This is a genomic window from Psychrobacillus sp. NPDC093180, assembly GCF_044754065.1.
Lineage (GTDB): Bacteria > Bacillota > Bacilli > Bacillales_A > Planococcaceae > Psychrobacillus.
Genome location: NZ_JBIVOJ010000008.1, coordinates 213,414 through 226,130, shown reverse-complemented (window position 1 = coordinate 226,130; position 12,717 = coordinate 213,414). Strand labels below are relative to the sequence as shown.

At 35.8% G+C, this 12,717-nt stretch carries 12 protein-coding genes and 1 tRNA gene; 4 read left to right on the top strand and 9 right to left on the bottom strand.

From position 1 onward, the window contains the following. Positions 1-246: 246 nt before the first annotated feature. Both ACIP9W_RS13935 and ACIP9W_RS13930 read right to left on the bottom strand, forming a co-directional pair. Complete coding sequence (locus ACIP9W_RS13935) at positions 247-885, bottom strand: GGDEF domain-containing protein (protein ID WP_400790419.1); 639 nt, start codon at positions 883-885, stop codon at positions 247-249. A gap of 167 nt (positions 886-1,052) precedes the next feature. Then, positions 1,053-1,769: a 3-ketoacyl-ACP reductase gene (locus ACIP9W_RS13930; RefSeq protein ID WP_400790416.1), complete on the bottom strand. Its 717-nt coding sequence runs from the start codon at positions 1,767-1,769 to the stop codon at positions 1,053-1,055. 299 nt (positions 1,770-2,068) lie between these two features. On the opposite strand from ACIP9W_RS13930, the gene ACIP9W_RS13925 reads away from it, so the two are divergent. After that, positions 2,069-2,728: a hypothetical protein gene (locus ACIP9W_RS13925; RefSeq protein ID WP_400790414.1), complete on the top strand. Its 660-nt coding sequence runs from the start codon at positions 2,069-2,071 to the stop codon at positions 2,726-2,728. Between the two features lie 57 nt (positions 2,729-2,785). Here ACIP9W_RS13925 and ACIP9W_RS13920 read toward each other — a convergent pair whose 3' ends face one another. From ACIP9W_RS13920 to ACIP9W_RS13910, 3 genes are all read right to left on the bottom strand, one after another. After that, positions 2,786-3,115, bottom strand: coding sequence for a hypothetical protein (locus ACIP9W_RS13920; protein WP_400790411.1), 330 nt, complete (start codon positions 3,113-3,115; stop codon positions 2,786-2,788). Positions 3,116-3,194: 79 nt separating this feature from the next. Further along, a complete protein-coding gene (locus ACIP9W_RS13915; protein ID WP_400790408.1) occupies positions 3,195-5,423 on the bottom strand; it encodes a YcdB/YcdC domain-containing protein in 2,229 nt (742 codons plus the stop codon). Between the two features lie 187 nt (positions 5,424-5,610). Next, positions 5,611-5,892 carry a DUF1292 domain-containing protein gene (locus tag ACIP9W_RS13910; protein ID WP_400790406.1) on the bottom strand — a complete coding sequence of 94 codons (282 nt, stop codon included), beginning with the start codon at positions 5,890-5,892 and terminating at the stop codon, positions 5,611-5,613. Positions 5,893-6,174: 282 nt separating this feature from the next. Between ACIP9W_RS13910 and ACIP9W_RS13905 the strand changes: the two genes are divergently transcribed. Continuing rightward, positions 6,175-6,462, top strand: coding sequence for a hypothetical protein (locus ACIP9W_RS13905; protein ID WP_400790403.1), 288 nt, complete (start codon positions 6,175-6,177; stop codon positions 6,460-6,462). A 40-nt stretch (positions 6,463-6,502) separates the two neighbouring features. Here the strand turns inward: ACIP9W_RS13905 and ACIP9W_RS13900 are convergent, their stop codons facing one another. The 3 genes from ACIP9W_RS13900 to ACIP9W_RS13890 all read right to left on the bottom strand — a co-directional run bounded on the left by ACIP9W_RS13900 (position 6,503) and on the right by ACIP9W_RS13890 (position 10,077). After that, entirely contained in the window at positions 6,503-6,790 is a 288-nt protein-coding gene (locus ACIP9W_RS13900; RefSeq protein ID WP_400790401.1) for a DUF1292 domain-containing protein, read from the bottom strand. Between the two features lie 110 nt (positions 6,791-6,900). Continuing rightward, positions 6,901-8,805, bottom strand: a complete 1,905-nt coding sequence (locus ACIP9W_RS13895; protein ID WP_400790398.1) for an endonuclease MutS2 — start codon at positions 8,803-8,805, stop codon at positions 6,901-6,903. A 558-nt stretch (positions 8,806-9,363) separates the two neighbouring features. Next, entirely contained in the window at positions 9,364-10,077 is a 714-nt protein-coding gene (locus ACIP9W_RS13890; RefSeq protein ID WP_400790395.1) for an EcsC family protein, read from the bottom strand. Between the two features lie 176 nt (positions 10,078-10,253). On the opposite strand from ACIP9W_RS13890, the gene ACIP9W_RS13885 reads away from it, so the two are divergent. Beyond that, positions 10,254-10,325 (top strand) — tRNA-Val (locus ACIP9W_RS13885). A 65-nt stretch (positions 10,326-10,390) separates the two neighbouring features. Here the strand turns inward: ACIP9W_RS13885 and ACIP9W_RS13880 are convergent. Further along, complete coding sequence (locus ACIP9W_RS13880) at positions 10,391-11,644, bottom strand: MFS transporter (protein WP_400790393.1); 1,254 nt, start codon at positions 11,642-11,644, stop codon at positions 10,391-10,393. 137 nt (positions 11,645-11,781) lie between these two features. Between ACIP9W_RS13880 and ACIP9W_RS13875 the strand changes: the two genes are divergently transcribed. Beyond that, the gene (locus ACIP9W_RS13875) at positions 11,782-12,702 is read left to right on the top strand and encodes a LysR family transcriptional regulator (protein ID WP_400790390.1); all 921 of its coding nucleotides are present in this window, start codon (positions 11,782-11,784) and stop codon (positions 12,700-12,702) included. Positions 12,703-12,717: the final 15 nt, after the last annotated feature.

Genomic DNA, 12,717 nt, shown 5'->3' with positions numbered 1-12,717 from the left:
CGACATGGACGTCGCACTTTTAGTCCCCGTCATCCCCCACTGAAATATAAACCCTCGTACGATTTAGACGAGGGTTTATATTTTTCACTCTGAAGTAGCTCCACGTATACCAGTTTGCAGAATGAGTCATTACAGGAGTTCGCTTACGCTGCGGAAAACGAACGCCTGAAGTGAAAATCGAAGTAATCATCTTTTAAAGCTTTACCACACAGTTTCTTAACCAATAAAAAAGGAAAAGCGATATCGTCACTTTTCCTTTTTTTCTTTATACATTTTCGCATCAGCTTTTTGAATTAACTTTTGAAAACTTACACCTTGTCTTGGATAAATGGAATACCCAACAGAAGCCCCAACGTTCGAAAAAGCTTCAGAACTTTGCTCTTTAATCCTTTTTTGAAGTTTCTTCACATAACTTTCAGCAAAGTTTTCTTTTACATTGGAAACTAGTATGATAAATTCGTCCCCACCCCATCTTGCAACGATACCATTTTTCCCCACAAAATGATTTAATGTAGCTGCAGTTTGTATGAGCAGTTCATCGCCTCTTTGGTGCCCAAATTCGTCGTTCACTTCTTTAAAATTATTTAGATCCAACATAATAATTCCGAGTGATTGATCTTTTTGATCACATTTTTTTGCAACTTTTTGGAAGGATTTTTCTACCGTGCGACGATTATATGTACCGGTCAACGGATCTCTTTCAGACATGTATTTTACATGATCAAATTGCTTTCCGCTCCACCATGCTACAACCAAAAAAATAACGGTTAAAATAAAAAAAGTCCATTTAAAAGGCAACGCTAAATATTGATGATAATAAAAATAACGGAGTAAGTTAAATAAAAGAACCACTCCAATTGCCAATAACCTTCCATGGTAGCGCACTTTTTTCCACCCGCTTATATAGCATTATTCATAAAAACAATCTTACACTATCCCTTACATTCTCGCAATCACTCCCTTTTTTGATAGAGAATAGACAAATACACTTTTTTCTTCAAAAAAAGAAAAGCAATATTAACCGCTTTTCCTTTTTCTTCTATTCACTTAATTTATGGATTGGTCGACCACAATCCCGCAGATTTGAGTAAGATTCTCGGATTCATCTTAAGCTGAGCAACCATAAATTCTGCAAGATCTTCTGGCTGCATCACTTTTTCTGGGTTGCCATCGGTTAAGTTCAACTCAACTGCCATATCTGTAGCAACTGTGCTTGGCGTCAGTGTAACGACACGTATGTTATGCTTTCTTACTTCTAACATTAATGATTCACTTAATGCGATAACAGCTGCTTTTGATGCACTATAAGCACTTGTTACTGGTGCACCTTTTTGCCCTGCAGTAGATGAGATATTAATAATGTCGCCTGTTTTTCTTTCAATCATTTCAGGTAATACTGCTCGTGTTACGTAGTAAGTCCCCATTACATTTACTTGAATAATTTTCGTCCATTCAGCTGGATCTAGTTCAAGGAAATTACCAAATTTACTAATGCCTGCGCTATTTACTAAAATGTCTATAGAACCAAGATCAGCTTTTATCTTCTCTACAGCTTGGTTAACGGAATCCATGTCAGCAACGTCTGCGGTTGCAATGGAAACCTTTACTCCGAAATCCTTTAATTCGGCTGCTACTTGTTCTAAATTTTCAATCGTACGAGCTAGCAGCCCAACGTGAATACCTTCTTTTGCAAATGCGATTGCTGTTGCTTTTCCTATTCCACGACCAGCCCCTGTAATTAGAGCAGTTTTACCAGTAATTACTTGCATTTTTTTCTCTCCTTTTAAAAAGTTATGTACATTCTATACCTAGAGTACCTTCACATATCTGAAATGTATACTAATCTGCTTTTTCGCAGTATCCAGTAAATGGTCACTAATACACAAAGTAGTACTTCCTTCTCACTTAATTCATTTATTTCGATAAAACACGGTATTTCGACTTATTTTCAACTTAGATTTCTAAAGAACCATTTTTACCAACTATCCCCATATAGGCTTGCAAGCTCAAAAATTAGCTGACTATAATAAAGTAAATAGAACATTATTATTGATAGGGAGATAAGTATATGAAGAAAAGTATTGCTATTCTATTAACATTATTAGCTATTGTCTTAGCAGCATGTAGTAACGACGGGGAAGTTGCTGTAGCAGAAAACGAAAATAAAAAGCTTACAGAAGAAGTGGACAACCCGTCAAAAGAAAAACAAAATAAACCCATTAATACCGAAAAAGCAGTAAATAATACGGAGTCCAAAGTGGAAGAAAAGAATCCAGAAGCGCAACCGCTAGGCGAAAACCTATTGAAAGAGGATATCGTCTTGGAATATGAAGACGGTGACGTTATAATGACACTAGATCATGCCGAGTTTACAAAAGAATTTACAACATCAACCGGGGCAGACCCGCACAGCATAATGACAGATAGCGAAATCTATCTTCATTTAACGGGGAAAGTTAGTAATGACACAATGGAGACATTCCACTACGGCCACTCATTTGGCTCTGTAAGTTTTAAAGCGATTTATGATAACAAACATGAATTCGATTTCATTGCAACTACCGAATCACTGGATGGAACTGAGTTTGGTGCATCTAATGTTGATTCTTTACAAGAACAAACTATCCACCTGTATGCAAAAGTTCCGTTACCTATTTCAGAGCGAGACAATTCATTAGTATTAGTAGCAGTAGATAGTGAAGGGGAACACGAAGTAGTTCTTCGTTAAATAGTAAAGCATCGATGTGTATTTTCCTGCATCGATGCTTTTGTCTTCTTTTATGTATTATTCTTCTAAATAGTCAAGCAATGCTATAATCAAGCCGACAATCACAAAAAATACTCCTAATCCCACTAATCCACTACTTGAAGTTAGTACCGGCTTTAATATCATTCCAATCCCAAATACACTCACAGCTATCGCTATCCCCATTGGTCTAGCATATAGTTTTCCTTTTTTATTCTTCCGATGAATTAGAAGTAATGCGCCTAAAACGATAAAAACTATTCCATAAGCATGGGAAATAAAATTTTCTATAACATTATGGGACCCAAAAGTTGTATTTACTAATATTGCTCCAAATAACATAGAAAGAATGCTAACAGTTATCCTCACACAATCTCCACCTCAGTCAAAGTGAAAGCTTCTACCGTATAAATACACGGCAGAAGCCATTAAAACTTTCAACTATTTATTAATAATAGATACCATTTCTTTTTTCGGACATTTCATGAGCTAAGCGTATTGTTGAGGCTGCTAGCTCCGCGTAGGTTACTTCCTGTTCAGGATTAAACTTGTCTTGATCGGTCTCTAATAATCCCAAAGAGCTTGCTAGTGCAACATATCCAGTATATTCCTTGTTCACTTTATTTGCATCCGCAAAGTTTAGTTTATAAATATCGCTATGTTTAGCTGCTTGCTCAAGTCCTAGCACACGTATATACCAAGCCGCTAGTTCTTCTCGTGTCACTTTAGCATCCATATCAAAGCTCTTCGCTGGTTTAATAACACCCATTTCAACTGCCCGTTCTACGGATTGATATAGTGGATGCTTTGGATCTATATTATCAAATGTTTGGGGCATATTTTCTCTGTTCCCATAATAACCACCCGAATAAAAATAAGAAATGGAATTCATTACTACTTTTAACGCTTCTCCTTTTGTAATAGAAGCATCTGCATTAAAATCTTTGTTGTTTTTGACATCCAATATTTTTGCACTAATCAGATAGTTAAGTTCCTCTTCAGCCCAAGGATGTGAAATGACAGTTGTATTGTTTGCCCCATAAATACTTTTCCATTCTCCTGTTTGTGCATCTAAATAACTCATTGGATCCTCATTGAAAGTTGGAGAATACACTAAATCATAATGATGATTGTCTTCATCTATTCCTTGTTTCATATAATTCAATTTAAGGCTTAATGCCTCTTTTAATTTCGCTTTTGCATCTTCTGCAGAAATGATTTTATCTATCGTAGGCCAGTTTTCTACCTCTTGGAAATTAATATTTAAGCTACCTAAAGAACCATCTGCTGCTATCTGTACTCCTATTTGATCACCTTGCACAACAATACCGTTTACAATTCTCGGGAAATTGAAATAATAACTATTTATTCCCTTTTCAAAAAAAGGCTCCTCTACAGGCATAGCGTAATTGTGTAGATAAGATGGTGCCCACTCTTTTAAATATTTCACTGCTTGAGCAAGCGCTGCTTCTTTAGAAATTGGTTTTTCTGTTTTCTGTTTTTCTCCAATTTGTTCAAGAAGGTGGCTTTTAACATCATAGTACTGAATAATTTCACCTGTATTTTTATTTATTTCTATACTTCCACCAGTTCCACCGGTCGCATAGTTATACATATACTGGACACTAATAACAGGCTGTCCGTTATAGTTTTCAATCTCATCTAGTGATGAAATAGTCAATTTAACTTTATCGGATTTAAAATTCAGGAACTGTTCCGCTATTTTTTTTGCAGACTCGACTGTAATACCCTTTTGTTTTGGAGGCAATGGATTAGCAGCTAACTTTTCGATTTTCGTTATTTTGGGAACTTCTTCTACGTAACCATTGGAAGTAAGCCATTTACCTGTAGATGCATGTACACCTTGCCATTTCATTGTTGGTTGATAGACAAGCTGAACATTGCGTTCACCAGTTTGGTAATCGTTATTTAGCTGATACTGCAAACTTGCTGATAGATTTTCTTTTACTTTTTCTAATATCACTTTTTGATCCTTTATTTGTTTTGCATCGTCAAATGTAGCTTTTTCCGATTTAATAGGATTTTTGTAAAAGTTAACGATTTCCCCATTTCCAAGAACTGATACTTCTATTCTTTGATCAGCGATAGAAATTTTATTTTCCGTACGTGCGAAAGAAAAGGAGTAACGAATCGGTTCTGTTAAAATTTGTTGAGGATAATAGTTATAATAGTTTGGCTCTAGCTCATAATCTTCTGCATTCAAAAATTGTGCTACAAAATCAATCGCTATTTTCTTTGCAGCTTCTTTAGAGACTTTTGCTGGAAATAACGAGTCTTTTTCAAGAGCTGGCTGATAGTAGAATTGCTCAATTTCTAATTTTTCTCCAACAAATCCAACACTTCCATACACTCGTTTTCCATCAATCGTTTTGTTAAAAGACAAATCATAACGTACAGTATTATCATCAGGGTAAACGTGAGCACCGCCCATATAAAAGTCACTACTCGTTAAAAAATCAAACTTCTTTGGAAATAACTCATGAAACTTTTTAATTAAATCATTCTTCGTAAAAACATTTTCTGTTGAAGCAACTTGAATTTGGATTCTTTCTTGTTGCCCCTCTTCATTGAGGGAAGCACTTGCAATAGAAGAAAACATGCCAAAAGATAAAGCAGATGAAGCTAATACAATTCCAAATTTCTTTAATTTCGCCAAAATAATCCTCCTAAACTTGTAATCTCTAAATTGTACATTATATTCTGTAAATTGTGAATAAAATATTTTATAATTCTGTTATTCTCTTCCTTTCTTGGCGCTCATGCACAATCCTTAAGATTCTATGTTAAGTGACTGGAGAACATTCCTATAAAAAAAAGAAGGGCTTTGTTAAGCCCTTCCTTTTTTATAAAATCGTATCATCCTCTAATTTTGAAAATGCTAAGGATACTTTTTCAAATTCTTCATCTGTATCGATAAAAGATAACTCCTCATCTTCTACTCGGAAAAAGAACACATCAATATCCTCGTCTGATTCAGATTGAATATCTTCTACAAATCCTACAGCGGCGTATTCTGTACTCTCAACAGTTAGCAATCCGAGCACTTCCATTTCTTGCTCCTGATCGTTTTCATCTAGCACGGTGAAAATTTGTCCTACTTTAATTGTCTCTTGATTTTGTTCCATCTTAACTCCTCCTCACGTAAAATGTTTAACTCTCTATATAACGTACCTTTGGATTATCATATAATACAGGCTTTTTAGCAATACAAAAATTGGTATTGTCCCTCAATATAGATTCAATTATTTAGTAGTATATACCTTAAACAATGACGTCCAATTCCAATAGTAATAATATTGATTAAAATCGCTTAGATATACTGGTACAAATACAATATATGAGTAAAACTATTCATCGCGGATATATTATATTAAGGGATTCGATTATTATGTTAGGAGTGTTCTGAAATGCACCTTAATGACACAAAAAAATTCTCATTTAAAATGGAAGATAGCAATGGGGAGTTAGTAGTAAAAGGGGAAATTGAGGGAGAATCTAAAATCCCGTCTTCTGATGATTTAAAGTGTAAAGGAATAATTGCATTGTTAAATTCTATTGATCGACAGAATTTTAACGAATCAGGAAATGATCATCTATTTGAGCATTACATGAAAGAAATAGAGGAGACAATAAGCGAAGTTAAAAAATATAATAAATTGCAAGGAAAATCAAATTGTCGAGAGGGATTGCTTTAAAAAAGAGAGGAATTAATCCCCTCTCTTTTTAATCATTTTTTTATTCCTCATCTTCAGCTTCTTGAGCTTCTAAAAATGCTGCAGATACTTTTTCAAATTCCGCGTCCGTCTCTATTTCCGCTAATTCCTCTCCATCTATCACTTGGAAAAAGAATACGTCTACCTCATCTATCGTTTCTGCTTGAGCATCATCTGCAAATGCAACTGCTGCATATTCCTTATCTTCAATCGTTAATAGACCAATTACTTCTATTTCTTGTTCTCGATTATCTTCATCCATCACAGTAAGAATTTCGCCTACTTCAATACCACCCATTTTTTCATCCATCCCAATTTCCTCCTAACATCTTATAAAATAGAATTTCCTAATTTATTCTACCCTCTAAACCATCGATTAACCCATATTGGGTATGAATTTACCTAAACTATTTGAAGGTACTATTCACTGAGCCTTTTCTTCATTTCTTTTGAAACCTTTTTCACTGCCTTCTTAGAGCCTCTTTCCATGTCATGTTGGAATTTCCGTTCTACGTAACTAACAAATAAACTATTTAAGTCATATCCTTCTGGATATAAATCGCTTGCTCTTCCTTCCAGTTGCATTCTCTTTGCATTTACTTTTATTATTTCATTTTTATAAAACACGGCCACATTATTATAATTATCTTTTTTCTCATACACAATTCCAAAATCCTCGTGTTCAGTTAGTTTTACTCTGTCTCCTACTTCAAATTCATATGTTACTTCTTCCTGGTTGGCAACAAGGAGTGGTTTTTTTATTTTATTGTCTCTTACTCGCTCAAGGTCATATGTTTTATTTTCTATATAACGCTGTGCTTTTTGTAGCACCTTTTCACGTAAATTCATTTTCTTAGAAATCCACAGTGCATTGCTATCACCAGATTTTCCGATTAAAAGCTTATACATCGGTTCTAACGCTTCGCTATTAAATTGCATCGCAGCATTCATAAAGTCACTATGCATTTCTGAGTAACGTTTAATCTCTCCGTAGTGAGTCGTCGCAACCGTCATACAGCCCATTTGATAAAATTCCTCGAGTATGGCAATTGCTAGTGCTGCCCCTTCGTTCGGTTCTGTCCCACTTCCTATCTCATCAAAAAGGAGGAGGGTATTATTCGTGGACATATTCATAATTTCGGATATGTTTTTCATATGAGATGAAAATGTACTTAGGGAATTTTCAATGCTTTGATTGTCCCCGATGTCTACAAAGATTTGATCGAAAACTGCTAGCTCCGTACCTTCAGCTGCTGCTATATGAAAGCCTGACATGATGGCTAAAGTTAGGATTCCTATCGTTTTTAACACGACTGTTTTTCCTCCAGCATTAGGCCCAGTAATGATTAAACTTCGATAATCTTTTCCAATCTCAAAATCTAAAGGCACAATGTTTCCTGACAATAGTGGATGCTTACAGCTTATCAGCTTAATGTACCCATGATTATTTAACTTTGGTTCTATTCCATCCATCGTTTTACTAAACTTTGCTTTGGCAAAAATCATATCATACTGAGCAATAAGTTCGATATTGATATTGATCTGGCTTGTTTGCTCAAGAATGCTTCCTGAAAGGGTAGCTAGAATCTGATACTCTTCCATTGACTCTTCAGCCTTTAAAGCAGCTAGTTCTGCATTCAATTTAGAAATAGCAGCTGGCTCTATAAATACCGTAGAACCTTTGGAAGAAGCTTCGATAATGGTGCCTTCCACTTGGTTTTTATAGGAAGCCTTAATCGGAATTGTAAACCGATCGTCTTTTTTGCTTATGAAAAATTCTTGAATATATTGTTTGTTCGCACTGCTTTTTAAAAACTTATTTAATCGTTCTTCTATTTTTTCTTCTGTTTTTGCCATTTGGTTTCGGATTCGCTTTAATTCTTTGCTAGCCTCCGAGTCGACTCTATTCCCTCTAATGGAGTAATTAATATCCTCTTCAATACTTTGAAATTCCATCATCGAATATGCATAAGCATGTAAGACAGGAGCAAAAAACTCCTTTCCTAACATAAACTTCTTTATCACCCGACACCCTCTTAAAAAATCGGAAATAGCTACTAGCTCAGAAGGACCTAAGATCATCCCTTTTTCAAGCTTTTCCATCAAATAATTTATATTGGAAATCCCCTTTAATGGGAGATGGCTTTCCGTATCCAATAGTTTTCGAGCCTCTGTTGTCTCATATAGTCTATTTTTTACAACCTTACTATTGGTGCTAGGCTGTAGCTTATCCAGTAATTCTTTCCCTAAACTACTTACGCAATGGGATTTCACCATTTCCTTTAGTTCGTTATATTGTAATTTTTCAAATGTCATCTTATTCATTTTTACTCCTCCTTATCTAATCAAATTCGCCTTGGCGTATTTGCGTCCAGATTTTGAATTGAGCAAGCTCAATTCACTCCTTTCAAAATCTGTGACATCCGCCGGAGGCTCTAATTTCATTCAGTAGGGATTTAAACCTCTACTGAATGAAATTAGAAAATGCCCGCAAGAACTCTCCTACCTTTCCATAATTACGGATTCAAACCGAAAAATGGATAGAAAGCTCCTGCGGGCATTTGCCTTGTGGTCGTCACAAGACATTTTGAATCGTCAACCAATAATAGGATAGAAAAAAGAGCATAGCAGGACAAATCCCACCACGCTCTTCGTTTTAACATACTATTATGTCAAACGATTATATGGAAAAGGAAGCAGTCTTTAGGTAGGTATCCACAATGTTGCTTACACATCATGGAACAAGGCATACTTAATAAACTGGTTCAAACCAGTGATTAAAAGCCTTATTAAACTAAATTAGTTTATACCTACAACCGACATACTTCACCACACCTTTAATTAGAATATTTACAATATAACATCATTTTTTATGAGAGTCAATTAGATATCGCTCACTAAACGCATCCGATATGAATTCATAGCTGTTTCTCCAAGTTGGTCAAGCAGTTTATAGTTGGCAAACGCCCCAACAACCGCTCCGATACCAGGCAGTAACTGAAACATTTTAACCAAATCAATATGATCCCTATACTCCTGCTGGAACTCTCGCCAGTCCATATCCGCAATCAAATGCTTTTGGTGTTCCCAGTTTTCAATAATATACAATGCATCTTTTCGTTTTTCCTCACTTGAAAAAGCTAATAGAAAAATATGTAGAATGAAAAGTCGTTCTTCATAATCATCCGTATCAAATCCATAGATCGCGGCAGCTTCAAAAAGGAATTTCATTTTTATCGATAATAGTAATGGGAAATCAGCAAGCCCTAGCAGTATTCCGCCTGCTCCTGTACCAGCACCTTCAATAACAGCTGTTTTTCTGAAAGTAGAAAGTTTTTCTTTCAGTAACTCGTCTCGTTCATATAGGCTGAGCTCAAATGGCAAACGTTTTTTCGTTGTTATGTTGGAGCCTACAAGCGTTGCTTTTACCATGTTTTTAATACTTTCTGTCATCACTTGATGGAACTTTTCCGGAATAAGACCATTAACCTTGTTCTGTACATTTTTAGAAGCCCGGCCTAAAATACCAGATTTTTTTGTCATTCTATGCTTCCAAAATTGAAGTTGTTGCTCTACTTCTTTTGTATAATCAACCATATGTCCTCTCCTTTCGCCGTACTAACTTATACTTTCTAGTATAGGCTAACTGCTATATAAATAAATAGACTAGAGCATTGTTTACAAATACATCTAAAGCCGTAATAGAAAAATAGTCATTTAAAGTATTGTACTCTGTAGACCAAACTTATATAATAGCGGAAGAAACATATAACGATCTGATAGTTCAGCGGGAGAATACGTCCTTGACAGGGACGGGGTCGGGGGTTCGAATCCCTCTCAGATCATCACTTTAAGGCATATTCCTTTATTAAGGAGTATGCCTTTATTTTGTGACATATGTTTTCTGTAATTAGGCCAATCGACCAGAATACTGTTTTTTTATGAAAATGACAAAAAAACTTGCCAATAAACAGAAAACTCCCGCCAATAAGAAGGACAAAGTGTACGTATTAAAAAACTTATAAACGAGACCCCCTCCGTAGGCTGCAGCTGCCGCACCTACCTGGTGAGATGCAAAAATCCATCCATAAATTACACCACTTTTCTTAATGCCAAAAACTTGTCTAGAAATACTAATTGTGGGTGGCACAGTAGCAATCCAATCTAATCCATAAAATATAGAAAAGATAAATAATAAAGTCATAGAACCTTCCTTTAACGCCCAAGGTAAAAAAACAAGCGAGGCTCCTCTTAAAGCATAATAGGTAAATAATAACCAGCGATTATCAAACCGATCTGATAACCAACCAGATAATGTCGTACCTATCAAATTGAAAACTCCCATAAACGACAGAAGTGACGCTGCTGTAACTAAAGGAATACCAAAACTGATACAATAGGAAACAAAATGCGTACCCAATAAACCGTTTGTAGAAAACCCACAAACAAAGAAACTGCCTGCTAGCAACCAAAATTCCTTCACCTTCACCGCTTCCTTTAACCCCTTGAAAGCAGTTACAATAGGGTTTTCCTTTTGCTCTTCCTCACCGTCTTCTACTTCCTCTTCCTGCCCATATCGAAGAAGTCCGATATCTTTTGGACTGTTTTTCATAAAAACTAAAATGATGAGGAGCATAATCAAACTCAAAGTCATGATTAATCCCATCGCTGGACGCCACGAATAGTTCTCAATAATTCCCGCTAAAACAGGAAGTAAAATGAGCTGTCCAGTCGCTGTACTCGCAGTTAAAATCCCTACTGCAAGACCTCTTCTTTTCTCAAACCAATGATTCGCCACATACGGGCTTAACACCGTTAAAAAAAGACTAGATCCAAGCCCAATAATGACTCCCCAAATGAGGATTAGCTGCCATGCTTGTTGCATAATAAAAGTGAGAAGCATCCCCATTAGTAAAGTGGCCATCGATATCATCATCATTTTCCTTAAGCCCATCACATTGAGTAATGCCGCCATAAACGGGCCAGATATTCCATATAAGAACAAGCTAATCGCAAAAGCAATTGCAATAACCGATCGATCCCAGCCAAATTCGCTTTCGAAAGGAGTTATAAAAACTCCCGATGACGACATCGTAATCCCCGCTACTATAATGGAGAAAAATGTTACAGCAAGGATAAACCAACTATAATGTATACGTTTCAAAACATTCCCCTCCCACTTTGGATATTTCTCTTAACATTAACCTATATTAAATTATCAGTAAAATTGAAATTCATGAAGTGAAGTATTGATTTCTTTGATACTATTGTAATAAACATAAAATCAAAGTAGGTGAAATAATGGAAATACGCCATTTTGTTACGTTTAAAAAAGTGATAGAAACGGGAAGCTTCACCCAGGCTGCAGAACATTTAGGATATACACAATCTACGGTAACTTCTCATATACAAGCACTGGAAGAACATTTAGGAGCACCCTTATTTGATCGAATGGGGCGAAAACTAAAATTGACCGATGTTGGCAAAAAGTTATTACCCTATACGAAAGAAATATTAGAAACCTACGGAAGGATTGAAAGTATTACTAGTAATGAAGAGGAAATCAGAGGTGAGTTAAAGATTTCCGCTCCAGAGTCCGTGACTGTATATCGTTTAGAACCAATTTTAAGAGAATATAGAAAGAAGTTTCCCCATGTGAGCATTAGTTTAAGTAACGCCACTTGCGGAGATAACAAAAGAGCGATACTTAGTGGTAGTGCAGATATTGCATTTCTTATGTTACCAGAATTACAGGATTCTGATTTAATCATTCAACCATTATTAGCCGAGCCCATTGTCCTAGTCGGAAGTCCTGACTGTTCGCTGAATAACTTAGATAAAAGCTATGAACATCAAAAACTAAGCGAGTGTTTAATCGTAAATGAGGAAGATTGTAGTTACCGAAATATGTTTGAAGAATACCTAGGAGATAGAGGAATTACACCTTCTCATACGATGAAGCTTTGGAGTGTAGAAGCGATGAAACGTTGTGTCATGAGTGGTTTAGGTATTGCCTGCCTACCTTTAATGGCAGTAAACGAAGAAATCAAAGAAGAGAAATTAAAAGTGATTCCTTGTGATGGAGGCTTTTATCCGATTTTCTCTCAATTTGCTTATCATAAAAACAAATGGGTTTCCCCAGCACTAGCAATGTTTATCGAAATTACATTGAAGCATACGAGAGATTGGTCGAATATAGAAACATTTTCGTTGAATAAATAATAGGCTGTCTTTAAG